This is a genomic window from Rhodoferax sp., from assembly GCF_037143375.1.
Taxonomy (GTDB): Bacteria; Pseudomonadota; Gammaproteobacteria; order Burkholderiales; family Burkholderiaceae_C; genus Rhodoferax.
In genome coordinates, this window is the sequence record NZ_JBAWYV010000022.1 from 1 (window position 1) to 24,189 (window position 24,189).

Sequence of the window (24,189 nt, forward strand, 5' to 3'; positions counted from 1 at the left end):
CGTAGCAAAAACGGGACGTATTTCGTGGCGCGAGCTTGTTGCACCCTAATCGAGCCTAATTGGTTTGGTCATTTGATATTGAAGTTCTAAAGGAGACTGCTTGTGAAGCGTCTGAATGCCAAGGGATTCACCCTGATTGAGTTGATGGTCGTGGTGGCGATTATTGGAATTTTGGCCGCAGTAGCAATGCCAAGTTACCGGCAATACATCATTCGCTCATCAAGGGTTTCGGCCCAGACCGAGTTGATGGAGTTAGCCAGTTTGCAGGAGAAAATTTTTCTTAACTCGAACAGTTACGCGTTTGGTTCGGCTGGCGTGACGACCGCTTATAACGGAATAAATACGGGGGGGCTTGGACGCACCAGTGGGCTGACCAGGGACAGCCTCTATACATTGTCCTTGGTCACGTTAGCATCAAGCAGTAACTGCATCTCTGCGGCTTCAACTGCAACAATCACAGGCGCTCAGACCTTTGTTCTGATGGCCGCTCCTGTGCCTGGCAAATCACAGGATGGTGACGGTAACCTTTGCATCAGCGAAAGCGGCTCCAAGTTATGGGGCACAGCTTCTTGGTAGCCAAGTTCTAAGCGACGCATGAAAATGCGGTTTCAACAGTTGAAGATTGCTTTCGTTTTGTGCTTTCTGCAAATAGTAGAAGCAAATGCACAAACTCAACCCATTGCAATTATTGAACATGTGAAAAAACTTGCCTTGCTCAAAGCAACTACCGATGAGTGCCTCGTTAGCTCTGATTTCAAAAAGTCTTCTGATGATTTCCAGCGTAAAGTTGTGAATATCAGCAACAAAATTGACTACATGACAAATGATCTGCACGAGATGAAGCAGAACAAGCTTCTCTACATTGCGTACAATTTCACCCTTGAAAAATATAAAAAATCCAATGATTTTCGTAAAAATTTACTCAATCGATCTGGAAATTATTGCGACTCTAAATTTGTCACCGAAGTTGAATCGAACGTGAAACGAATTGAACTTTCAGTAGTCCCGTACATTGCTCGAAGCCAAAAGAAATAAGTAGAAATTCATTTCTTCTGGACTTTAATGGACAAGCCTAGATGCTGGTAAGCAGCCTCAAGCCCCACAGCACTTCTTAAACTTCTTCCCGCTCCCGCAAGAACAAGGATCATTCCTACCCGGCGTCGCCACTTTGTGAATCGTTTCCACGCGGGGGCCGAAATTGCGCCAGAGTTCATGCAGGTCGTACACCGCCCAGACACCGTCGGCAAACGCGTTCAGGCGTTTAAGGCTGATGCTGGCGGGGCCGTCGTCGTCAAACACCGACAGCGTGGGTGGCTCGTTGTCGTCTTCGGTCAGGGCCACGATGGCTTCCAGTGCGCCGTTGAGCCACTTGACGGCTTCCTTGTCGCGCGGGGCGGCCCATTCTTCGGGCCAAGCCTCTACTGCAAACATGAAGCCCAGCGCCCACACCTGGGCAAAGGCCGGCACTTCTTCGTCGCCCATGTCGGCGCGCTCTTCCTCGGTCATAGCGGCAATCGCGCCGCGCACGTCCATCACTTCGGGCTGGTAGGCGGCTTCGTCGTCGAGGCCATTCACCTCGGCGTTGAGGGCTACGGTGACTTCGGCCCAGCGGCGCAGCCACAGGTCCATGAAGCGCTGCTGTTGGGCGGCGTCGGCAAACGAGCCGTCTTCGTCTGCCCCGGGCGTGCCGCTGACGACCGTGCCGTCGTCCAGGCCAATCGCCAACAATACCGGCAGGTATTCTTCAGGGGTAATGGGGCGGCGGCAGCAAATGAGCGCCGCCATAAAGCCTTCACAAAACTCCCATTGCGGGGTTTCGTCGTAGCGGGTGCGCATCTCGTCGAGGATGGCGTCGATTTCGTCAAATTCGTCCGGGCTCAGGGCTGCGGGGATGGGGGTGAGGTCTTGGTTCATGCCCCTATTTTGCCTTGCCGGCTGGGGCATCAGGATGGCCGGGTCGGTCTGGTCCTTTTTCTGGGTGCCAGCAAGGGAGACTCATCAAGTCGCTTCGCAGCAAACTTCGGCGGCTGCGGCAGTTCGCCAAAACCGGCAATTTTCATCAGCCCAGAGAGGTCGGACACAGGCACAGTTATTCGATCGTTCAGTCGCTTGACGCCCTGTTGCCACTCCCACAACATGCGACCCCCAACGACGGCAAATCCAGGGGTGTTCTTCATATGGTGCAACACCTCGGGCACTTGTTCGCTGATGCTGGTGGCGACCAGGTCTGCCAACTCTCGCTGGCGTGCGGGCTCTACGCCCAAGTGCTGCTGAAGAAAGCGCCAATTTGCCTTGCCCGCATCCCAACTTTTTCGGCCATCCACGTACAGGCCCGGTGGGTTGTCCGCATAGCGGTCGTAGGCCAGGATGGTCAGCATGTCGTAGATCGGCGCCACCTGCACATCATCAAAACTGCTGTAGACAAAGGCCAGGTTTTTGGTGTGACAGTCTGCATTACCCAGTGCGTAGGTAAGCAAGAGTGTGACGGCCAGTTGCTCATTCGCTTGACGCAAACCTGCGGGCGCCACGTAGTCGCGCGCAAGACGAGCCACTCGCTCCCAAGTCGCATCGTATTTGTTGTCAGGCGGCAGGCCCAACAGGCTGCAAAAGTCTTCAAACCCCTTGCGCTCACCGGTTTCAGGATCGATGTCAAAGCGCTCAACAACCAAGATCTGGCCATCTTCTGAAACCTGCGTTCTGGCCACCGCGAACCCGGTGGCCGCAGCCACTTGCATGCACAGGTGCTCGTTGAGCGCCACGAAGGGTTGATGCGCGGAACTGGCTTTGACGATGTGCCGCTCTGAAGTCACGGTGCCCTTGCGAAATAATGCCTGCGTTTCGGGCGTTAGAAATTTAGGGACCACGCCAGAGACACCTGAAACAGCGTACTGGGCCATCAGCTCAAGGAAAACACCCTGCGACGACGCGCCATGCAGCAAGCCATGAAGGTCAGACGCGGCCAAATAGGGGGTGGGTGCGCTGCCAGCGCTTACCTGCACGCGACCGATGAGGTTGTGACCCACAACGGCCAACAGATCCAAAGGGCTGGCGCCTAAATGGGGCCCAAGCTGCTCTTTCAGGACTGACAGTAAATAACCCTCGGGCAGGCTGACCTGAAAGAAAGGGTGCAATGCGGGCCAGCGCCAACTCGGTGCGCGCACGGGCATCTGCAGCGAGACAAAGTCCTTGGGGTCGGCCTTGTCCAGGTAGGTCAGGTGGAACTCAAAATTATCCACACTCTCCAGTGTGGCAACAGCGCGGCCACTCACAAACACGTTTAGTTTCATCGCGAACCGGGGCCGATATTTTGGCTGGCGCGTCGCTCATCGAGTACCGAGTCCAGGGTCGGGCGCCGTGTTGCGGGTACAAATTCCATCTCCATGCCCAAAACCTGAAGCAATCGCAGCATCTTGGCCAGCGAGAAATCACCCCCTCGCCCCCGCTCAAACCTCGACAAAGCTTCTTGGCGCATGCCCGCAGCAAGGGCGACCTCGTCCTGAGTCTTGCCCGCTGCTTTGCGCAGGGTCTGGAATTGCTCGCCGAGATCAGGGAGATTTTTCATAAATATGTGTCTGTATACATAAAATTACCAAGAATGGAAATATTATGATCTGAAACGCATAATTTGCAAGCCCTCGGTCGTTGTGCTGCAGTAGTACGCAGACCACTGTTGTGCGATTTCGCTATGCTTTAAATAGCTACTCGCGCAGATACATCAAGGGCTAGAAGCCGTTTAGCCATACAAAGCACGGCATTGTCCTTGCTCAGCAGGATGGCCTTGTGGATGACTGCCAGGTCGATGAACTTCTGATCGTCGGGGTCAGTGCAGGTGACGGGGGCCTTGGGAGCAACGTCGACTAACCGCGTCTGCTCGTCAAACTGCGCCAGCACCTCATGGGCGCTGACTTGGTAAAAAGCCATCCGCACAACGATCTTGGGGTAGGCCAACACCCGCGCCAACTCGTCGCGCATGGCTTGGGTAGCAATCCACTGGAATTGTTTGGCGGCCAGCGCTGCTTTTAGTGGCAGTGTGGCCGGGTCGTTGAAGACGAAGGCATCCAGGACAATGTTGGTGTCAAGGACGATCATTTTTGCGGGCCGAGCCTTTCACCATGTCAAAGCGGAACATGCGGCACTCGATCGGGCCGTTCCACATCGGCACACGACGCGATTCTTTCAGGCGCATTTTGCTTGGCAGTTTCAGGTCGGGCGTGAGCACCCAGGCGGTCCAGTTGGGGTAGTTTTTCTTCCAGTGGGCGGCCAATTGGCTGAAAAACTCCACGCCTTCTTCGGTTTGCGCCAGTTCGCGGGCGCCAAAGCGGCCTTCTTGCGCCACGCTGCCGGCCACACCCGCTACCTCGATCCGCTCGCCGTAGGGTGGGTTCATCACGATCATGCCGGGGCCGTCTACCGGCGGCATGCGCTGCAAGGCATCGCCACCGCGAAACTCGACCACATCGGCGACCCCGGCGCGTTCGGCGTTGCGCTGGGCAAAGTCGACCATGCGGTGCGACACATCACTGCCAAAAATAATGGGGTGCTGGCCGGGTTCGCGCACCACTTCGGCCTCGTGCGCGTCTTTTTTCATAGCCTCCCACTCGGCACGGCGGAATGGCAAATACTTCTCGAACGCAAACCGGCGGCGGCTGCCAGCGGCGATGTTGCAGGCCATTTGCGCGGCTTCAATCGCGATCGTGCCGCTACCGCAGCAGGGGTCGTAGAGCGGCAACAGGTCGTCTTCGCCTTCCATCCAGCCGCTGGCGGCCAGCATGGCGGCGGCCAGGGTTTCTTTCAAGGGCGCGTCACCCTTGTCTTCGCGCCAGCCGCGTTTAAACAGCGGCTCGCCCGAGGTGTCGAGGTAGAGCGAGCAGTGGTCGGTGGTCAGGTGGGTGTAGATGCGGGCGTCGGGCCACTGGGTGTTGACGTCGGGGCGCACGCCACCGGCCGTGGCCCGAAAACGGTCGCACACGGCATCCTTGATCTTGAGGGCGGCAAAGTTGAGCGAGGTCAGCGGGCTGTGCTGCGCCGTCACTTCGACCTTGATGCTCTCCTTGGGCGTGAACCAGCGCTCCCACGGCACCTCGCTGGCGGCGCGGTACAGGTCTTGTTCGCCGCGGTACTCGGTGTGCGAGAGCAGCACCAGCACACGCTGGGCCAGACGGCTGTAGAGGTTAAGCAGCATGGCGTGCGACAGGGAGGTGCGCACGGCCACACCGCCGCGCTGCTTGGTCGCACAACCCGGTGGCAAACCGGTGATGCGCAGCACCTCGGGCAAGAGCAGTTCCTCGACGCCGGCGGCGCAAGGCAAAAATAGTTGTAATTGGTTCAAACCGATATCCTTAAATGGTGACTTCACAGTCAACACAGTTTTTTTACTCTTTAAATGTCCATCGCCTTTTCAAGCAGTTGCAGGCCACGAACCTCATGCCCTGCGCCACGGCCAGACCGGAGCTGAAACCGTGTTTCTGCATCAAATTCTGCCAACATCAAGGTCGTCATGTCGTCAATCAGTCGATTCAAAGGGGTTCCACGACTCTTGGCAAGGATCTTTAAGCGCCGGTGTTTTTCGTCAGGCAAACGAACGGTCAATGCAGTCATTTACAGCTCCTTTAAAAAGTTTTCTGGTGAAATTACACGCAACGCAGGGAAAAGCATCTGGCTACTTTGCAGGTCACGCAAATTGCGCGTCACGATCAACTCGGCACCACCCGCCACAGCAACTTCAAAATGCCACCAAACTCAACTTTCAAAGGGCTTTTCTCAAGGATGCGGGGGCGATTCTGAGCCCCTCGCGGTATTTGGCCACCGTGCGGCGGGCGCACTCGATGCCTTGCTCTTTGAGCATTTCAGAGAGCTGATTGTCGCTGAGTGGTTTTTGCAGGCTTTCGGCGCTGATAAATTGCTTGATCAAGGCCCGCACCGCGGTGCTGGACGCATTGCCACCCGAGTCGGTACCCAGGCCGGAGCCAAAGAAATACTTGAGCTCGAAAGTGCCAAACGGCGTTGACATGTATTTGGCGGTGGTCACGCGGCTAATGGTGGACTCGTGCAGCCCCAGTTCATCGGCAATCTCGCGCAGCACCAGCGGACGCATGGCCAGTTCACCATGCGTGAAGAAGCTTTTTTGCCGCTCCACGATGGCGTTGCTGACCCGCAAAATGGTGTCAAAGCGCTGCTGGATGTTCTTGATGAACCAGCGCGCTTCTTGCAGGCGTTGCTGCAGCGTGGCGTAGTTGGCGGCATCGTTGCCACCGCTCTTGTGCTGCTTGAGCGCATTGGCATAAATGTCGTGCACCCGCAGACGCGGCATAACCTCGGTATTCAGGCGCACCTGAAACTTGGCGGCAGCACCTTTACCGACCTTGACCACCAGCACATCGGGCACCACGATGTTGCGCTCCACATCGACAAAACGCCGTCCCGGCTTGGGCTCCAGCCGCCCAATCAGGGTGATGGCTTCGCGCACGGCAGCATCTGTGGCGTGGCACAACTGCACCAGCCGTTTGATGTCGCGCCGGGCCAGCAGGTCCATTGGTTGCGCGCAAATGCGCAGCGCCACTTCCAGCGTGGCCTTCCATGCCTGTTGGTCGGGCTGGTCTGCCACTTGCGCCAACAGCGCCCGCAGTTGCAAGCTCAGGCACTCGGACAGATGGCGGGCACCGACGCCGGCGGGCTCCAGGGTATGCAGCAGATTCAGGGCGACGGTGAAGTGGTGCACCAGTTGCTCTACCTGATCGGTATCCTCACCCGCCAAACCCTCGGCGAGCGACAGCAAGGTGTCTTCAAGATACCCATCGTCGTTCAGTGATTCGATCAAAAACCGCAGCGCAGCACGATCTTCTTCGCTCAGGTGAAACGCCAGCGCCTGGGTGTGCAGGTAGCTTTGCAGCGACTGCTGCGTGCGCGCCATCTCGGTGACGTCGGCGTCGTCATTGCCATTCAGGTTGTTGCCACTGGCCTTGGCATCGCCGCCCCACTCGCTGTCATCGGGCGACAGGGAGGCACTGCCATCGCCTTCCCAACTCTGGCCGTCATCGGCTGAGAGTGGCGTGACTTCAGTGTCATTTTCGGCTGTGGCCCCCGTGCTGCTTGCGTAGTCAGATATCGAATTAGTAGCAGACTCGGCGGCCAGATCGTCGTTGCGCACGGGCGTGTCTGCCTGCGCCAGGCCGAATTCTTCTCGCACTGGCTCGTCCTGGTTCTGTTCCAGAAACGGGTTTTCGTCCAGCATCTGGCCCACTTCCTGGCTGAGTTCCAGCGTGGAGAGTTGCAACAACCGGATCGACTGCTGCAACTGCGGCGTGAGCGCCAGGTGCTGCGAAACACGGAGAGACAGGCCTTGTTTCATGCCGTCGCGCCGGGCCGCCCCAAGCAAGGCAGCACCCCCTCGGGGGGCAGCGTAGTACACATCGTGACAAGCATGGGGGCCATATCTTTACATCTTGAAATGCTCGCCAAGATAGACACGGCGCACATTGGCGTCGTTGACGATCTCGGCGGGGGTGCCTTGGGCCAGCACCGTGCCATCGCTGATGATGTAAGCGTGGTCACAAATACCCAGCGTTTCGCGCACGTTGTGGTCCGTGATCAGCACGCCGATGCCCCGGTTTTTCAGGAAGCTGATGATGCGCTGAATCTCGATCACGGCAATCGGATCGATGCCCGCAAAGGGCTCGTCGAGCAGAATAAAACGCGGCTGGGTGGCCAGCGCCCGCGCAATCTCGACCCGACGTCGTTCACCGCCAGACAAAGCCAGTGCCGGTGTTTCACGCAGATGGTCGACCCGCAGGTCTTGCAGCAACCCGGTCAGGCGCTGCTCAATTTCGGGTTTGGACAGTGGCCGACCGATCTCGTCGACCTGCAACTCCAGCACCGCACGCACGTTGTCTTCGACATTGAGCTTGCGAAAAATGGAGGCTTCTTGCGGCAGGTAACTCAGACCCAGACGGGCGCGCCGGTGAATCGGCATGTGCGCCACCGACTGGCCGTCAATGGTGATGTCGCCTGCAGTGGCGTGCACCAGACCCACGATCATGTAAAACGAGGTCGTCTTGCCAGCGCCATTCGGGCCCAGCAAACCCACCACCTCGCCCTTGCGCACCACCAGCGACACATCCTTGACGGCCTTGCGGCTGCCATAAAACTTTTGCAGGTGACTGACCTCCAGTCGGCTCTCACCACTGAAAGGATCGACACGCGACAGGGTGTCAACGGCCACGGTATCTGGCATCACTGGGGCACTCCGCCCAGTGCTGGCGTGGCGCGCAGCACCGGTGCTGGCAAGGAGGATGAGCCCGGCTTGTTGGCCGCCGCATCGGGTGTGGGCGTCAGCATGGCGCGCACGCGCCCACCCGGCACGCCCGGACTGTTCTTGGCCACCGTGCCGTCGATGGTGAAAACGTCGGTGGTGTTGTTGTAAACAATCACCGCGCCGGTCATCTCGTCGTTGAGCACACTACCGCGATACCGGCGCAACTGCGCCTTGCTGATGAATTTAACGGTGTCGGCACGACCGTCGTACTCAATGGTTTCGCCTTCCCCCTCGATGAACTCGTCCACGCCTTCACGCTTCTGGCGGAAAAAAGCCAGCTTGCCGGGCTCGGCGGTAGCCAGCCCAAACTGGTAGCCATCGGCATCCTGGCGGATGTCAAGCTTGGCACCCCGGATCAGGATGGTGCCTTTGGTCAGCACCACGCGACCCGTGAAGACACTGGTCTGCTTCAGGTCGTCGTAGCGCAGCGCATCCGACTCCACATTCATGGGTTTGTCACGGTCGGCTTTTTCAGCCTGCGCCACGCCGCCCAGCAGGGCCAGGGCCGCGATCAACAGCAGAGGGCGAAGTGCTGATTTCATTTACCGCTGCGAACTTGGGCAGCCAGAAACTCGACCACCTGCAAGGCGCGGTCCATGGACCCCGCCATGCCACCCGTCAGATAACGTCCGGCCACGCCCAAGGCAGGAACGCCATCAATCAGGTAAGCATTCGGCAAATCACTGGCGCGCTTGACCTTGGTGGCGACCGCGAACGAGTTGAACTGCTCAAGGAATTTGGTTTTATCCACCCCTTGCTTGGCCACCCAGTTGGCGATGGCGTCGGTTTCGGTTAGAGATTGGCGCTCCACATGAATGGCGGCAAACACCTTGGCATGCAGCTTGTCGACCAGGTCCATGGCATCCAGGGCATAGAACAGTCGCTGCTGAGGCACGGTCGCCGCTTGAAACGCAACCGGCACCCGTCGCACAACCACGTCTTTGGGTGCGCGCTTGCGCCAGGCATCGAACATGGGCTCAAAGACATTGCAGTGGGGGCAAAAGTACCCAAAAAACTCAACCACTTCAATTTTGCCAGCGGGGGCCTCGACCGGCGCACGTTTGTCCAACACCAAGTAGTCGGTGCCGACCGCAAATGGCTTGCCCTGTGCTTGGGCCGGGGATTGAATCAGGGCTGCACCTATCGCAGCACCACAGACCAAGGAAAAATCACGACGTTTCATCTTCAAACACTCCAGTTAAATCAGTCGGACCAGGCCAACCTCAAAAAGTTCTTTTATAGCGCAACAACCGACTAACGCTGCACCCGCACCAAGGCGGTATCGAGGCCGGTGGCATCCATCTTTTCCTTGGATTTATCCGCATCTTCTTTTTTATCAAAGGGTCCTACGCGCACCCGGAACACCACGCGACCGGCCTGCTCGCGCTCGGTGACCTTGGCCTCTACACCGCCCAACGACAACTTGGCGCGCTGCGCCTCTGCATCTTCAGCGGTGCGAAAAGCACCCACTTGAACGAAGTAGGCAAATGGCTCGACAGTGGCTGTGGCAGCACGCGCTTTGGCGAGATCACCCAAGGGGTCAGCCGACACCGCAGGTTTGCTGGCGGCCTTGGCTACAGGCGTTGGAACTGTCGCAGTGGCAGGCGTTGCGACTGGCGTTGTGGCTGGCACTGCCTCGGGCGTCGCGGGCACGGCCGGCACCGCGGGCTTGGCCGGGTTTTTGCCATACAAAGGTGCGTTGGGATCCCAATCCTTGTTCTTTTTGGTCTCCGCGGCATCCTGGTCCGGGGTACGGCTTTGGCCTTTGTTCACAAACGGGATCGGCACCTTGGTGACGTAGACGGCCACGGCCAGCGCGACCCCCAGGCCCACCACGAGGCCGATGATGAACCCGAGCAGGGTGCCACCGCGTTGCTGTTTCATGCGCATCAGATCAGTCTTTCAAGCTAGATTACATTTTTTGCGGGGCGCTCACGCCCAGCACTGCCAAGCCATTGTGCAACACCTGCGCGGTGGCCGCGACCAGCGCCAGACGCGCCTGCTTGACCGCCACATCTTCCACCAGAATACGCTCCGCATCGTAATAGCTGTGGTAGCAGGCAGCCAGCTCGCGCAGGTAAAAAGTGACGTCGTGCGGCGCGAAGTCGGTCGCAGCAGCGGTCAGCATGTCGGGGTACTTGGCCAGCAACAGCATCAGGGCCAGCGCTTGCTGGCTGACCAGCGGTGACAGGTCAACATTCTGGAGCGCGGCCACATCGCCGCCGTCTTTTTCGCGCCAGGCGGCCAGCACCGAACAAATGCGGGCGTGGGCGTATTGCACGTAATACACCGGGTTGTCGTTGTTCTTGGCCACGGCCAGATCGACATCGAAGGTGTACTCGGTGTCAGGTTTGCGGCTCAGCAGGAAGAAGCGCACGGCGTCTTTGCTGGTCCACTCGATCAGGTCGCGCAACGTGACGTAGCTGCCGGCGCGTTTGGAGATTTTGACCTCTTCGCCACCCTTGACCACGCGCACCATGGTGTGCAACACGTAGTCGGGGTAGCCTTGTGGAATGCCCACATTGGCGGCTTGCAGCCCGGCGCGGACGCGGGCGATAGTGCCGTGGTGGTCGGTGCCCTGGATGTTGATGACCTTCTCAAAACCACGCTCCCACTTGGTGATGTGGTAGGCCACATCGGGCACAAAGTAGGTGTAAGTGCCGTCGCCCTTGCGCATGACACGGTCTTTGTCGTCGCCGTAGTCGGTGGATTGCAGCCAGAGCGCGCCGTCTTTCTCAAAGGTCTTGCCAGCTTCCTGCAATTTTTTGACCGCAGCATCGACCTTGCCGCTGGTGTACAGGCTGGACTCCAGGTAGTAGTTGTCAAATTTCAGGTTGAAGGCTTGCAGGTCTTTGTCCTGCTCGCGGCGCAAATAGGCCACCGCAAAGTTGCGGATCGACTCTTGGTCTTCTACATCGCCACTGGCCGTAAAAGCGCGGTCATCGGCCTCCACGGTTTTGCGCGCCAAGAAATCCTCAGCGATGTCCTGGATGTAGTCACCGTTGTAAAACGCCTTGCTGGCGGGGTTCTCCGGGTCAATGGGCCAGCAATCATCGCCGGGCTTAAAGCCTTTGGCGCGCAACTGGGTGCTGTGCATCAGGGTATGAATCTGCACACCCGCATCGTTGTAATAAAACTCGCGGTACACGGCCCAACCTTGCGTCTGGTACAGGTTGCAGATGGCGTCCCCCAAAGCCGCCTGGCGGCCGTGGCCCACATGCAACGGGCCGGTCGGGTTGGCCGAGACAAACTCCACCAGCATTTTTCGACCGGTATCAGGCTGACTGCCAAACTGAGCCGTTTGTGTCAGCACCTCGCGAATAATTTGCTGTTTGGCCTCGGGCTTGAGCTTGATATTGATGAAACCGGGACCGGCAATGTCCACCGCTTCCACCCACATTTGAAACGGTGCAGCGGCCAACAACTCGGTTCGCAACGTTTCGGCCAACTGGCGCGGGTTGAGTTTGAGCGGCTTGGCCAACTGCATGGCGGCAGTGGTGGCGAGATCGCCGTGGGCGGCTACTTTGGGCGACTCAAAGGCCGCTTTGGCGCCGGCACCGGGTGATAATTTTTCCAGGGCTTGCGCCAGGGATTCGAGTAATTCAATTTTTACAGACAACATCGTTTGATTTTACCGGGGCCGACTGACGCGCAAAACATAAGCATCGGCGAATATAATTGACCTGCATCAATTTCACTCCCGCAACACCTCTTTAGAATCACGTCCCATGCACACCCCCCACGCCGCCCGTCTCATCGCCCGCTGGGTGCTGGTGTGGTTCGCGTTGTCGCTGGGTGCGGCCATTGCATCGCCGCTGGTCAACCCCCAAAGCACCGAGATGGTTTGCTCGGCAGCGGGCGTCATGAAGCTAGTGGTGCACCACGACGATGGTTCAACGGAGCTGGCGGGCCTCTCGCTAGACTGTCCCTTGTGCGCCAACCTGGGCGCACCGCCACCACCAGTCGTTTTGATCGCCGAACCGGTCTTTGATCTCGCTTTCTCCCTTTTGCCGCTCGAAGTAGCGCGCATCGCCTCTTTGCTGCGTGGCCCCTGGCAGGCCCGCGCACCACCCCAAACCTCCTGAGCTATTGTTTTTATAGCGGCTAGCGCAAGTATCACGGGCGCTACGGCCTATTTTTATCAGTAATGAGCTCTTGCGGGACCGGCTGACTTTCGCCTAGCGAAGCTGCCGAACCCCAACGGCTTTGGAGAAGCAACATGGCGATACCAAGCCGTTCCTGGGTGCGTGCCCTGTGGCTGACGCTGTTGGGCGTTTTTTTATCAAGCTTGTACGGCTGCAGCCGAACCGATGGACCGGTGCCAATCCCTTTCAAAGGGCTCGACATCACCGAGGTCAACTATGGCAAAGACTTTCGGCTGACCGATGTTGACGGACGTGAGCGCACGCTGGCCGACTTCAAAGGCAAGGCGGTCATGCTTTATTTTGGCTTTGTGCAATGCCCCGATGTGTGCCCGACGGCGCTGATGCGTGCGGTAGAAACCAAGCGTTTGCTAGGCGCTGCGGGCGACCGACTGCAGGTGATTTTTGTCACGATCGACCCGGAACGCGACACCGCCGTCATCCTGAAAGAGTACATGGCCGCGTTTGACCCGAGCTTTGTGGCCTTGTACGGCAACGCCCAACGCACCCGCGAGACGGCAGACCACTTCAAGGTCTATTACAAAAAGGTACCCACCGGCCAGTCTTACACCATGGACCACTCGGCGGTTTCTTATGTTTTTGACCCCACCGGCCAACTGCGCGTGGTGTTGCGCCATGAGCAAACCGCGCCGGACTACGCCCACGATATTGCCTTGTTGCTCAAAACGCCTTGACGGCGCCATCCCTTTTTTTACCCATTTAATTCAAAGACCCACTTTTATGAAACACATTGCCCTCTCCCTTTGCCTGCTGGCCGCCTCCCTGGCGCAGGCCCAAGTCACCGTGAAAGACGCCTGGGTGCGCGGCACCGTGCCCCAGCAAAAAGCCAGCGGCGCCTTCATGCAGCTCACGTCCGAAAAAGACGTGCGCCTGGTTGCCGCCAAGTCACCCGTGGCCAACGTGGTCGAAATCCACGAAATGGTGATGGACAAAGACGTGATGAAAATGCGCCAGATTGCCGGTCTCGACGTCGTGCCCGGCCGCGTGCTGGAACTCAAACCCGGCGGCTACCACATCATGCTGCTCGACCTGAAAGCCCAGCTCAAAGGCGGCGACGTGGTACCGATCACGCTGACGTTTGAAGACACCAAGACCAAAGCCCGCTTCATGCAAGAAGTGAGCGCGCCGGTGACGGCTCTGGGTGCGGGCAACGGCCCGGCAGCCGCTGGGCACATGGCGAACAAACCCTGATCTGAGCGCCCGCCACACAACGCCTCATCAAATCGAGGCGCTGGATGGCGCTGATTCGGCACCGTCTTAAACACTCAAAATAGTTATTCCATATGTCGCATTTCAAAATTCGCACCCTCCCGCTGGCCATCGCGCTGGCCTTGCCGGCGCTCAGCCTGCTCTGCAGCCAAGCGCACGCCGCTGACGACAAAACCAACACACTGCCGGTGGTCACGGTCAGCGAGGCCAAGCCTGACAACCTGCCTGCGGGCGCCACCGTGGTCAATAAAGCCAAACTGGCCCCCAAGCTGTCGGCCACCAGCGACACCGCCAGCCTGCTCTCGGACATTCCCGGTTTGAGCCTGTACGGCGCCGGCGGGGTGTCGAGCCTGCCGGTGATTCATGGCCTGGCCGACGACCGCTTGCGCATCAAAGTGGATGGCATGGACCTGATTTCAGCCTGCGGCAACCACATGAACCCGCCGCTGTCTTACATTGACCCCACCAGCGTGGGCAGCATCCAGGTGTTTGCAGGCATCACGCCGGTGAGCGTCGGCGGCGACAGCATTGGCGGTGCCATCGTGGTCAATTCCGCCGCGCCCGAGTTTGTCAAACCGGGCGAACCCACCTTGGTCAAAGGCCAGGCGGGTGCTTTTTACCGCAGCAATGGCAGCGGCAAAGGCGCCAACTTGTCGGCCACAGTGGCCACCGACAAGTTCAATCTGACTTACAACGGATCGACCGTGGAATCAGGTAACTTCTCGGCGGGCGGGGATTTCAAACCTGCGGGACCGGCTTTTATTGCTAGCGCCCCGGGCGGTCCGTCGATGTACACCTCGACTAAATGGCTGGCCGCAGATGAAGTCGGCTCGTCCATGTACAAATCGACGAATCAGTCCGTCGGACTGGCATTGCGCCATGAAAACCATCTGGTCGAATTGAAGCTGGGTGTGCAGGACATCCCCTACCAAGGCTACCCCAATCAGCGCATGGACATGACAGGCAATGCCAGCGAACAGGTCAATCTGCGCTACACCGGGCAATACGACTGGGGCACACTGCAAGCGCGTGTGTATGACGAGCACACGCGGCACAAGATGAATTTCCGCGAAGACAAAGCCTTCTGGTATCGGGGCAATGCGCCCGGCATGCCAATGGACACCGAAGGCAAAAACACCGGCGCCGTGCTCAAGGCTGACGTGCTGCTTTCAGCCCGCGACACACTTCGGGTTGGCGGCGAGTACCAAACTTATCGGTTCAACGACTGGTGGCTGCCGTCCGGCACTGGCGGCATGTATCCCAATACCTTCAAGAGCATCAACAATGGCGAGCGCGACCGTCTGGCCGCTTTTGCCGAATGGGAGGCGCGCTGGAACCCACAATGGATGAGCCAGTTTGGGGTTCGCCATGAAACGGTCACCATGAATACGGGGACGGTGCAGGGCTACAACACCACCGCCACCTACCTGGCAGATGCGACCGCCTTCAACGCCGCCAACCGCAGCAGCACCGACAACAACCTGGACCTCAGCGCACTGGCGCGCTACACCGTGGACAGCAGCAAAACGGTTGAGTTTGGCTTTGCCCGCAAAACCCGCTCCCCCAACCTGTACGAGCGCTTTGCCTGGTCCACTGGCGGCATGGCCATGAACATGATCAACATGGTGGGCGATGGCAATGGCTACGTCGGCAATCTGGCCTTGAAGCCCGAAATTGCCAACACCCTCAGCGCCACGGCCGACTGGCATGACGCCGACCAGACAAACTGGGGGCTGAAAGTCACGCCTTACTTCACCGTGGTGCAGGACTACATCAACGCAGCACGGTTACCGGTCTCGACCACATCAACCGGTTATGTATTCCTCAGGTATACCAACCAGGATGCGCAACTTTATGGCCTGGATATTTCCGGTTACTTCCCGCTGGCCAAAACCACCGGCTACGGCAACTTCACGGCCACCGGCATGCTGAATTACGTCAAAGGCAAAACAACCAGCGGCACGGACGACAACCTGTACAACATGATGCCATTGAACGCCAAACTGGCGGTGGTGCAACGCGCAGGCTCTTGGACCAACACGGTTGAAGCGCTGTTGGTGAGCGCCAAGACCGATGTTTCGCAAATCCGCAACGAACAGACCACCGCCGGTTACGGCCTGCTCAATTTGCGCAGCAGCTACGAGTGGAAAATGGCGCGTCTGGATATCGGTCTGGACAACGCCTTTGACCGGTTCTACGACTCACCGCTGGGTGGTGCCTATGTTGGCCAGGGCACAACCATGCCGCCAGGCGTTGCGCCCTACAACATCGCCGTCCCCGGCGCTGGCCGCTCCATCAACATTGGTGTCACCGTTAAATTCTGACCCCCGCCAGAACTATCCTGAAACAAAATGGGCGCTACGGCGTCCATTTTTATTTGCCATCCCCGGCGTTGTGTGCTGAAATCGCGCCCGGTAATTACCGCCAAGCTCTTTCAACCCCTACCAAGGACACCCACCATGAATAAACTTTTAACTCTCTTGAGCCTCGGCCTCGCCCTCTCTTTGGGCGCTGCCCACGCCGCTGATGCGCCTGCTGCTGCTGCCTCCGCTGCCAAAGCACCTACCGCCCAACAAGGCAAAATGGCCACTTGCAACACCGATGCCGCTGGCAAAAAAGGTGACGAGCGCAAAGCCTTCATGAAGGAATGTCTGAGCGCCAAGCCTGCCGCAGCAGCGCCATCCGACAAAAAAATGGCCCAACAGGAAAAAATGAAAACCTGTAACAAAGACGCCACAGGCAAAAAAGGCGACGAGCGCAAAGCCTTCATGAAAGAGTGCCTGAGCAAGTAAGACGCGAACAAACGCGCTTTCGTCATTGCGATGACGATAATAAAACCCCACCAGCTTGGCTGAAGTGGGGTTTTTTTTTGGCATGATGCACCCATGATTTCTCGCTCCAACCGCTCCCCCTCCCTTTCCTGCGTGATTCCGGCCTACAACGAGGCGCGCAATCTGGTCACGTTTGTGCCCCAAATATTGGCCACCTTGCGACCGCTGAGCCCTCAGGTTGAGTTGATCGTGGTCGATGATGGCAGCCGCGACGACACCACGCTGGTCATGCAGGGCCTGTGTGCGGCTCACCCCGAGGTGGTCTACCTCAAGCTCTCGCGCAACTTTGGCAAGGAACCCGCGCTCACCTGCGGCATTGACGCCACCCGGGGCGAAGTGGTGGTGCTGATGGATGCCGATGGCCAGCACCCGGTGTCGCTGGTGCCAGAGATGCTGGCCAAGTGGCGCGCTGGCTCTGATGTGGTGTACGCGGTGCGCAAAACCCGCGACGACCAATCGGGCTTGCAGGTCAGCCTGACCGGGCTTTTTTACAAGCTGGTCAACTTTGGCAACCGGGTCAAGATTCCAGCCAACGCTGGCGATTTCCGCTTGATGGACCGCAAAGTGGTGGACGCCCTCAAGAGCCTGCCCGAGCGCAACCGCTTCATGAAAGGGCTGTACGCCTGGGTCGGTTTCAACAGCACCGCCATCGATTACCAACCGCTGCCCCGCGCTGACGGCAAGAGCAACTTTGGCCTGCGCGGCTCTTTGTCGCTGGCACTGACCGGCATTCTGGCGTTTTCAATTGCCCCCTTGCGGGCCTTGACGATGGTCGGATTGGTGTTGTCGGCCATCGCCCTGGGCTATGGCGCCTGGGTGGTGGGCGAGTATTTCTTCAGCGGTATTGCGGTGCCCGGCTACGCCACGATTGTGGTCGGCATGATGTTTTTCAGTGGCATCCAGTTACTCTCCATTGGCGTGCTGGCCGAATATGTCGGCCGCATTTATGAAGAGGTCAAGCAACGCCCACCGTATCTGATCAGCCAGCGCAACGGGAATGGCTTGGCAAACCTTTGAGCGCCTCTACCTTCTGGTTTCTGGCGGTGGGGGGCAGCGCGGCCCTTACGCACATGGGCGTATTTGCGCTGGCACAAGCCCACATGCTGCCCGAACTGGCTAATGCCTTGGGCTTTGTGGTGGCGTTTTTTGTCAGCTTTGCCGGGCACCGGTTGCTGAGTTTCAAGGATGCCTCCACCAGCGTGGCGACCAGCCTGGGCCGGTTTGCGGTGACCGCGCTGGCCGGATTTGCCAGCAACGAGCTGATTTTTTCGCTGTTGCTGCGCGTGCTGGACCTGCCCGCGCTGCTGGCCTTATTGGTGGCCCTGGTCTTTGCAGCCGGGCAAACCTTTGTGTTCAGCCGGTTCTGGGCTTTCCGGCGGTAATTGACTGCCTGACTTGTAGAGCGCCCAACCCGCGCCTTGGTAGAAAAGTTTCCAACCAGCCAAGCCGTCGGCCATGCGGTTGCCTAAGCCAGCCACAAACCAGTTGCCACGCACGACACCCACCTGCGCCAGCACCTCGGGCAGTTGCAGCACCTGGGCCGCTTGCGCATCAAAATCAGCGCCTTCAAACAACTCGCGTTGCCATCCGTCGCCCGCTTGCTTGCGCAACATGGGCCAGTTTTCCAGCACCACCATGGGTTTGCGGGTTTGGGCATAAAACGGCAGGTCGTAGGGATACGCACCCGAGGCATAGACGGTGTCGGAGGGCCGAGCCTCGCAGGCCAGCACCTGGGCGATGTCTTGTGCGCGCCCGGTGCGCGTGATCTTGCCAACCTGCGTGACGATCACCAGCGCAATGCCGATATTGAGCAGGCAGAACCCGGCAAACACCTTGCCGGCACTCGCCCGATGTGCCATGGCGCGCTCCCAGCCCAGGGCCGACAACAGTGCCAGCGCGGGGATCACTGGCAAGATGTAGCCGACCAGTTTGGAGTTCGGAATCGAGAAAAACAGGGTGATGGCCCCGAACCAGATCCAGCACAGGCTCCACCACTCTTTGGCCATCAGCGGCGTGGTCACCGGGGCGGTTCCCATCCAGCGGTGAAGCTGACGGCGCACCAAGTTCACGCTAAAAAACACCCACGGGAACAGCAGCAAGGCTGCTGACAACAGGTAAAACCACCAAGGTTGCGGGTTGTTGTAGGTGGCGGCGGTGTAGCGGTTGAGCTGCTGCCCGATGAACATGTAATTGAACAGCTCAGGGTACTTTTGCTGCGCCAGCACAAACCACGGCAGGGCAATCAGCGCAAACAGAGCCAGCCCACTGAGCCACGGCAGGTACAGGATTTTTTTGAACTGGCGCGTCCAGATCAGCCAGACAAAGATCACCAACCCCGGCAACGCGATGCCAATCAAGCCTTTGCTGAGCATACCCAGGGCGCAGGCCGCAAAGCCCCAGCGGGCCAGCGCCGCATTGGGCTTGTCGCCGGCCATGAACGCAAACGCAAAACACCAGATCGCCACGCCAATCCAGGTGGCGACCATCATGTCGTGGTTGATGTACTGCCCGCCCAGCATAAAGGTCAGGCTGGTGGCCAACATGATGGCGGCGCGCCGCGCAATCGACTCGGTGCTGATGCTGCGCGCCGACAGGTACAGCGCCACCATCATCAGGCCCACATGCAGCGCCGGCACCAACCGCAGGGCCACGGCGTTGACGCCAAAGGTGGCGAGCGACATCGCTTCCAGCCAGTGCAGCAGCGGCGGCTTGTGAAAGAACGGAATGCCGTTAAGACGCGGCGTGAGCCAGTCGCCACTTTGCAACATCCAGCGGCCCACTTCGCCGTAGCGGCCTTCGTCGGGCACGGCCAACGGTCTCAGGGAAGCCAGCAGCAGCAGCACGAGCCAGAGGGCGGCCAGCGTTAGCCAGGATTTTTGTCGATCGGTCAGGTTTTTATTCACCGGCGGATTTTAGTTTGTCATCACGGACCTGAAACCGCGCCAACTGCACACCGGCCATAGCCAGTGCTTCTGGGAAATCAGCACCGCTCAGGTAGGCAAACTCTTGAGCGCGAGCCGCGCCAATGACATCGCCCGCCTCGGCTTTGAGCGCCGGGTGGCACATGATGATGCTGAGGGGTGGCGCAGCGCGCAGCCAGCCCGCCATCAACCCGGCATAGCGCGCCTCATCGCCTGTGAAGTCATATATGCCCAATAGGGCTCCAGCCCCCGTGATACCTGCGTGAGCAGCTATTAATTCAAGAGCATCCGCCCCCATCACCGAAATCACCCGGCTCTTGAGATCGGCCAAAGCGGGCGGTGCGCGCGAAATCCGCAGATAAGGCTTGAGTTGGCTGGCACCGTAACGGCGGTCCAGCGCCTGCACCAGCGCTTCGCGGATGCCGGCAAACTGCTGCACATGCTGGTGGCCGTCTACATAGTCTGGCGGCGCTTGCCAACAGGCCTCGAACGCCTCCAGCTGGCACTCAATGACATCGCGTGCCGTCGCCTGATCGAAGCCGCCCAAAACCGCTTTGAGCATGGCTTTGCCCAGCGACAAACCATGGCCACTGGCCTCGGCAAACTCACTGGTCCAGTCCAGGTGCAAGCCCACATCGATGCGACCGCGCAGGTCTTGCAGTAGCGCCACATCCTGCGACCAACGGGGTGACAGCACCATGGCGCTGGTGGCGCTGATGCGCCCCATGGCGGCGAGTTGCGCAATACCCCGAGAGGCCGACGCATTCACGGCGAAGTCGTCGGCACACAGGACGACGGGCTTCAAAGCACCCCATTCTTGCGTCTTCATTGCGCCTTCCAAAAGCCGGGTTGGGCGTAATGGTGTTTGAGGTAGTCGATCCACAAGCGCACGCGCAAGGGCAAGTGTTTGGCATGCGGAAACACCGCGTAAATGCCGTTGGACGGCGCTGCAAAATCTTCCAGCACCGCCACCAGGCTACCGGCGGCGATCTCGGCCTCGACCTCCCAGGTGCTGCGCCAGGCAATGCCATAACCGGCCAGACACCAGTCATGCAACACCTGCCCGTCAGAGCAGTCCAGCGGTCCGCCGGGCTTGAGGTGAATGAGTTCACTGCCCTCGCCTTTGGGCACCTTGAACGCCCAGCCCCGGTTTTGCGAGGCATCGCTGGACAAGGCCAGGCAATCAAAGCGCGACAAATCGCTGGGGTGCGCGGGCGTGCCGTGGTGCCTGAGGTAAGTGGGCGTGGCCACGCACAGGCGGCGGTTGTCGGCCAAACGAACGCTGACCAGCGATGAGTCCGGCATCTCACCCAGGCGCACCGCGCAATCAAAGCCCTCACCCGCCAGATCCACCACGCGCTCGCTCAAACTCAGGGAAATCGTCACCTCTTTATGCAGTTCCCGAAAACGCGGAACCAGCGGCGCCACATGACGGCGCCCAAACCCGGCTGGCGCCGTGATGCGCAAGTGCCCGCTGGCCTTGACACCGCCCGCAGACACACTGGCCTCGGCATTGGCCACATCGGCCAGCAAGCGCTGGCAATCTTCCAGGAACGCACTGCCCTCGTGCGTGAGCGAAATGCGCCGGGTGGTGCGCACCAGCAGCTTGACGCCCAGCCGGTCTTCCAGCGCGTCAAGGCGTCGACCAATGATGGCCGGGGCCACGCCCTCGGCAATCGCCGCAGCGGTCAAGCTGCCTCGAGTGGCTACGGAGACAAAGGATTCAAGTTGTTTTAGCTTGCTCATGAGGTGAGATTACAAGCTAAAAAGTAAAAAATCACGCAGGTAATTTTTTAATTGCATTAATTTGAACGTGAATTTGACAACTGTTTCTTTGCGTCACGACAAACCAACAGAAGACTTGCGGCACACTACAGCGACTTCAATTCGACTCATCGGTATTTATTTCTGTGCGCCTTCAAAACGCCGATTGCAAACCACAAGCCTTTAGCACTACATCATGGACTTGATAGAACTTCGACGCGAAAAGCTCCAACTGGGCCTGGTCCTGGGTTACACCTTGCGCGACGAAAAGGGCGCCATTTTGTTGGCCAAAGGCCACCGGATTGAAACGCCCCATCAGTTGGAAGGTCTCCGGAGTCGCTCCAAGATTTTTGTCGAAATTGATGAGTCGGAAGAAGGCATCCGCGCCATGATGGGCGGCATCGTCACGCTGAATCAGATGGGTGCGCCGATCAAGGATTTCTCCAAGCACCTGAACCTCACACTGGATTCCCCAGTCGAGGAAATATTGACGGGTAGCTTCGCCGAACGCTGGGGCACGGTGGAATCGAAACTGGCCGGGCTTCTGGGTAGCCTAGGCACCACGACGGAGGTTGAGAATAAGCTCTATTTTCTGGACACCTGCATTCAGCGCTTGCTGGCAGAAAACAAGGCCGGTTCGCAATTTTTGCTGATCAACCGGGCCGTCACCCATTTCAGTGGCTACAGCGTTTTGCATTCCTTGCTGTGCGCCACTTTGGTGCAGTTGCTGGCTGACCTGTTTAAGCTGACGGAAGAAGAACGCCGAAGCCTGGTTTGTGCTGCGCTCACCATGAATGTGGCCATGACCCGTTTGCAGGACACGCTCACGCTGCAAAAAAACACACTGAGCGTTCACCAGCGTCAGGAGGTGGAAGAGCATCCTGAAAAGGGTCGGAAAATGCTGCAGGATGCCGGCATCAACGACCCCCAATGGCTTGAGATTATTGCGTTGCATCATGCCACCCTGGAAGGGCCAGAGACCTTGAGCGAATGGACGCCCGTGCAACGCATGACAAAAATTCTGCAAACCGTTGACCGCTTCACAGCCGCCATGAGCCCGCGCAAATCGCGGTCTGGCCGCACCGCGCGCGACTCCGTGCTCAGCGTGGTCGTTAAAACCGGCACCACCAAGCATGACGAAGTCGGCACCGCACTGGTTCGCATTCTGGGGGTCAGCCCGCCGGGCACCTTTGTGAAACTGGCCAACGGTGAAACCGCAGTGGTACTTCGCCGTGGTGTCAAACCCAACGAGCCCCTGGTCGGCAGCGTGCTGAACAAAAATGACGACCCCATTGCCGAGCCCCGCCTGCGCGATGCCTCGCTTGAAGCGTATGTCATTCAGTCCACCTTGGTTGCGACCTCCGTGCGTGTCAGCCTGAGAATTGACGCGATGTTGGGAATGATCCCGAAGTAAGCACTTCGCGACCCGCCAGCAGAAACACCGCCACCACCTGCACCAGCTCCTGCGACTGGTACTTGAGGCTGCTGGCGGCGGCGGCCATTTGCTCCACCAGCGCAGCATTTTGTTGGGTGACCTGGTCCATTTGCGTCACGGCTTCGCCCACTTGCGAGACGCCCAGGCTTTGCTCGCTGCTGGCCGCACTGATCTCCCCCATGATGTCGGTCACACGGCGAATACTGCCGACCACTTCGGTCATGGTAACCCCCGCCTGATCGACCAGCCGGGAGCCTTGCGCCACCCGGTCGACGCTGGCGCCAATCAGGCTTTTGATTTCCTTGGCCGCTTCGGCCGAGCGCCCGGCCAAGGCGCGCACTTCGCTTGCCACCACCGCAAAGCCCCGTCCCTGCTCACCCGCGCGCGCTGCTTCAACCGCCGCGTTCAAGGCCAGGATATTGGTCTGAAAGGCGATGCCGTCAATCACGCTGATGATGTCAAAAATTCGCTTGGATGAATCGTTGATGTGCCGCATGGTTTCCACCACCTCGGCCACCACAGCACCGCCCCGAATCGCCACCGCGCTGGCACTTTGCGCCAGCTGGTTGGCTTGGTGTGCGTTGTCCGCATTTTGTTTGACTGTGACGCCGAGCTGCTCCATGGAGGCGGCCGTTTCTTCCAGTGAGCTGGCCTGCTGCTCGGTGCGGGCACTCAAATCGTGGTTGCCCTGGGCGATCTCGGCGCTGGCCGTGGCGACCCCGTCGGAGCCTTGGCGCACATTGGAGACCACTTGCGACAAACTGGCTCGCATCGACTCCAGGGCGTTAATCATGCGACCCATCTCATCGTCACGCTCGGCCACCAGGGTGGCAGACAAATCACCCGCCGCCATCTCGCGAATGGCGCGCTCCACCACTTCAATCGGACGAACGATGGCCCTAAAAGTCAACCAAGCCACCACCAGCAAGCCCAACAAGCACAAGGCGCCCGTGACGGTGCCGATCAACAGCCATTTCTGGCTTTGGGCCTTGGCACGCAGGTAGGCCTCGCGCGCCTGCTTTTGCGTCTGCGGGATGAGCAACTGAAAAGGCTTGACCACCCCTTTGTGCAGCACCGGCCAGTCGTCTTCCAGCACGGTGGTGAGCACTGCTTTGTCTTTGCTGACGTAGCCCTTTTCGAGCTTGGCCAGCGTGGCGTTCACCAAGGCCCAGTTATCTTTCACCTCCTTGAACAAGGGGGCAGTTTCACCGTCTGAAAAAATGATGATTGATGCGGGCTGCAACTCGGACCACAGCGAGGCTATTTGGGTCTGTGATTCTTTGAGGTGATTCAAGGAACCTTGCACGGTGAGTTGATCCAACAGCAGCCCCGCCGCCCGAAAACGCACCTCCAGCAAGGTGTTTTCCAGACGCTGCATGCGAACCAGGGTTTCGGTGTGCTGTTCATAGACATCCGCCAGCGCCGCATCACTGATCCGGTTGGACCCGATGACCACGCCCACGAGCACCGCAATGCCCAAAATGGCAAACGCTGACAACATCAGCAAACGGCTTTTGATCGACACGTTGATGGCCATCGTGGCGCCCTCCCTAAT

26 protein-coding genes are annotated in these 24,189 nt (G+C 58.9%); 10 read left to right on the plus strand and 16 right to left on the minus strand.

Annotation, left to right across the window (positions count from 1 at the left end; genetic code table 11):
* Window positions 1–102: 102 nt before the first annotated feature.
* Window positions 103–576: a type IV pilin protein gene (locus WCG50_RS05525; RefSeq protein ID WP_336898576.1), complete on the plus strand. Its 474-nt coding sequence runs from the start codon at window positions 103–105 to the stop codon at window positions 574–576.
* Window positions 577–594: 18 nt separating this feature from the next.
* Complete coding sequence (locus WCG50_RS05530; protein ID WP_336898577.1) at window positions 595–1,035, plus strand: hypothetical protein; 441 nt, start codon at window positions 595–597, stop codon at window positions 1,033–1,035.
* Between the two features lie 57 nt (window positions 1,036–1,092).
* Here the strand turns inward: WCG50_RS05530 and WCG50_RS05535 are convergent, their stop codons facing one another.
* The 12 genes from WCG50_RS05535 to argS all read right to left on the minus strand — a co-directional run bounded on the left by WCG50_RS05535 (window position 1,093) and on the right by argS (window position 11,933).
* Window positions 1,093–1,914 carry a UPF0149 family protein gene (locus tag WCG50_RS05535; RefSeq protein ID WP_336898578.1) on the minus strand — a complete coding sequence of 274 codons (822 nt, stop codon included), beginning with the start codon at window positions 1,912–1,914 and terminating at the stop codon, window positions 1,093–1,095.
* A 29-nt stretch (window positions 1,915–1,943) separates the two neighbouring features.
* Window positions 1,944–3,287 carry a type II toxin-antitoxin system HipA family toxin gene (locus tag WCG50_RS05540; protein ID WP_336898579.1) on the minus strand — a complete coding sequence of 448 codons (1,344 nt, stop codon included), beginning with the start codon at window positions 3,285–3,287 and terminating at the stop codon, window positions 1,944–1,946.
* Entirely contained in the window at window positions 3,284–3,562 is a 279-nt protein-coding gene (locus WCG50_RS05545) for a helix-turn-helix transcriptional regulator (protein ID WP_336898580.1), read from the minus strand. The genes WCG50_RS05540 and WCG50_RS05545 overlap by 4 nt, the downstream gene beginning before the upstream one ends.
* Window positions 3,563–3,690: 128 nt before the next feature.
* Window positions 3,691–4,089: a putative toxin-antitoxin system toxin component, PIN family gene (locus WCG50_RS05550; RefSeq protein ID WP_336898581.1), complete on the minus strand. Its 399-nt coding sequence runs from the start codon at window positions 4,087–4,089 to the stop codon at window positions 3,691–3,693.
* Window positions 4,076–5,329 (minus strand): THUMP domain-containing protein, encoded by a 1,254-nt coding sequence (locus WCG50_RS05555; protein WP_336898582.1) that lies wholly within the window; start codon window positions 5,327–5,329, stop codon window positions 4,076–4,078. The genes WCG50_RS05550 and WCG50_RS05555 overlap by 14 nt, the downstream gene beginning before the upstream one ends.
* Window positions 5,330–5,379: 50 nt before the next feature.
* A complete protein-coding gene (locus WCG50_RS05560; RefSeq protein WP_336898583.1) occupies window positions 5,380–5,598 on the minus strand; it encodes a toxin-antitoxin system HicB family antitoxin in 219 nt (72 codons plus the stop codon).
* Window positions 5,599–5,746: 148 nt separating this feature from the next.
* Complete coding sequence (gene rpoN / locus WCG50_RS05565) at window positions 5,747–7,348, minus strand: RNA polymerase factor sigma-54 (protein ID WP_336898612.1); 1,602 nt, start codon at window positions 7,346–7,348, stop codon at window positions 5,747–5,749.
* An 87-nt stretch (window positions 7,349–7,435) separates the two neighbouring features.
* A complete protein-coding gene (gene lptB, locus WCG50_RS05570) occupies window positions 7,436–8,230 on the minus strand; it encodes an LPS export ABC transporter ATP-binding protein (protein ID WP_336898584.1) in 795 nt (264 codons plus the stop codon).
* Entirely contained in the window at window positions 8,230–8,853 is a 624-nt protein-coding gene (gene lptA, locus WCG50_RS05575; protein WP_336898585.1) for a lipopolysaccharide transport periplasmic protein LptA, read from the minus strand. The genes lptB and lptA overlap by 1 nt, the downstream gene beginning before the upstream one ends.
* Window positions 8,850–9,494 (minus strand): thiol:disulfide interchange protein DsbA/DsbL, encoded by a 645-nt coding sequence (locus tag WCG50_RS05580; protein ID WP_336898586.1) that lies wholly within the window; start codon window positions 9,492–9,494, stop codon window positions 8,850–8,852. The genes lptA and WCG50_RS05580 overlap by 4 nt, the downstream gene beginning before the upstream one ends.
* A 71-nt stretch (window positions 9,495–9,565) precedes the next feature.
* Entirely contained in the window at window positions 9,566–10,201 is a 636-nt protein-coding gene (locus WCG50_RS05585) for an SPOR domain-containing protein (protein WP_336898587.1), read from the minus strand.
* A gap of 22 nt (window positions 10,202–10,223) precedes the next feature.
* Window positions 10,224–11,933 (minus strand): arginine--tRNA ligase, encoded by a 1,710-nt coding sequence (argS, locus tag WCG50_RS05590; RefSeq protein ID WP_336898588.1) that lies wholly within the window; start codon window positions 11,931–11,933, stop codon window positions 10,224–10,226.
* Between the two features lie 106 nt (window positions 11,934–12,039).
* Here argS and WCG50_RS05595 point away from each other — a divergent pair, with 106 nt between their 5' ends.
* The 7 genes from WCG50_RS05595 to WCG50_RS05625 all read left to right on the plus strand — a co-directional run bounded on the left by WCG50_RS05595 (window position 12,040) and on the right by WCG50_RS05625 (window position 17,896).
* On the plus strand, window positions 12,040–12,396 hold the full coding sequence (locus WCG50_RS05595) for a DUF2946 family protein (RefSeq protein ID WP_336898589.1): 357 nt from the start codon (window positions 12,040–12,042) through the stop codon (window positions 12,394–12,396).
* A 134-nt stretch (window positions 12,397–12,530) separates the two neighbouring features.
* Complete coding sequence (locus WCG50_RS05600) at window positions 12,531–13,148, plus strand: SCO family protein (RefSeq protein WP_336898590.1); 618 nt, start codon at window positions 12,531–12,533, stop codon at window positions 13,146–13,148.
* 46 nt (window positions 13,149–13,194) lie between these two features.
* A complete protein-coding gene (locus WCG50_RS05605) occupies window positions 13,195–13,665 on the plus strand; it encodes a copper chaperone PCu(A)C (RefSeq protein WP_336898591.1) in 471 nt (156 codons plus the stop codon).
* 92 nt (window positions 13,666–13,757) lie between these two features.
* Window positions 13,758–16,007 (plus strand): TonB-dependent receptor, encoded by a 2,250-nt coding sequence (locus WCG50_RS05610; RefSeq protein WP_336898592.1) that lies wholly within the window; start codon window positions 13,758–13,760, stop codon window positions 16,005–16,007.
* 135 nt (window positions 16,008–16,142) lie between these two features.
* The gene (locus WCG50_RS05615; RefSeq protein WP_336898593.1) at window positions 16,143–16,475 is read left to right on the plus strand and encodes a PsiF family protein; all 333 of its coding nucleotides are present in this window, start codon (window positions 16,143–16,145) and stop codon (window positions 16,473–16,475) included.
* A 93-nt stretch (window positions 16,476–16,568) separates the two neighbouring features.
* Complete coding sequence (locus WCG50_RS05620; protein ID WP_336898594.1) at window positions 16,569–17,531, plus strand: glycosyltransferase family 2 protein; 963 nt, start codon at window positions 16,569–16,571, stop codon at window positions 17,529–17,531.
* Window positions 17,528–17,896 carry a GtrA family protein gene (locus tag WCG50_RS05625; protein ID WP_336898595.1) on the plus strand — a complete coding sequence of 123 codons (369 nt, stop codon included), beginning with the start codon at window positions 17,528–17,530 and terminating at the stop codon, window positions 17,894–17,896. The genes WCG50_RS05620 and WCG50_RS05625 overlap by 4 nt, the downstream gene beginning before the upstream one ends.
* On the opposite strand, the gene WCG50_RS05630 is transcribed toward WCG50_RS05625, so the two are convergent.
* From WCG50_RS05630 to WCG50_RS05640, 3 genes are read right to left on the minus strand one after another with little or no spacing between them, the layout of a single operon-like run.
* Window positions 17,825–19,417 carry a glycosyltransferase family 39 protein gene (locus tag WCG50_RS05630; RefSeq protein WP_336898596.1) on the minus strand — a complete coding sequence of 531 codons (1,593 nt, stop codon included), beginning with the start codon at window positions 19,415–19,417 and terminating at the stop codon, window positions 17,825–17,827. The genes WCG50_RS05625 and WCG50_RS05630 overlap by 72 nt on opposite strands.
* Window positions 19,410–20,264: a ChbG/HpnK family deacetylase gene (locus tag WCG50_RS05635; protein WP_336898597.1), complete on the minus strand. Its 855-nt coding sequence runs from the start codon at window positions 20,262–20,264 to the stop codon at window positions 19,410–19,412. Before WCG50_RS05635 ends, WCG50_RS05630 begins: the two co-directional genes overlap by 8 nt.
* A complete protein-coding gene (locus WCG50_RS05640; RefSeq protein ID WP_336898598.1) occupies window positions 20,261–21,181 on the minus strand; it encodes a LysR family transcriptional regulator in 921 nt (306 codons plus the stop codon). The genes WCG50_RS05635 and WCG50_RS05640 overlap by 4 nt, the downstream gene beginning before the upstream one ends.
* A gap of 214 nt (window positions 21,182–21,395) precedes the next feature.
* Here WCG50_RS05640 and WCG50_RS05645 point away from each other — a divergent pair, with 214 nt between their 5' ends.
* Window positions 21,396–22,613, plus strand: a complete 1,218-nt coding sequence (locus tag WCG50_RS05645) for an HD domain-containing phosphohydrolase (protein WP_336898599.1) — start codon at window positions 21,396–21,398, stop codon at window positions 22,611–22,613.
* On the opposite strand, the gene WCG50_RS05650 is transcribed toward WCG50_RS05645, so the two are convergent.
* A complete protein-coding gene (locus WCG50_RS05650) occupies window positions 22,570–24,171 on the minus strand; it encodes a methyl-accepting chemotaxis protein (RefSeq protein ID WP_336898600.1) in 1,602 nt (533 codons plus the stop codon). The two genes, WCG50_RS05645 and WCG50_RS05650, sit on opposite strands and share 44 nt — an antisense overlap.
* Window positions 24,172–24,189: the final 18 nt, after the last annotated feature.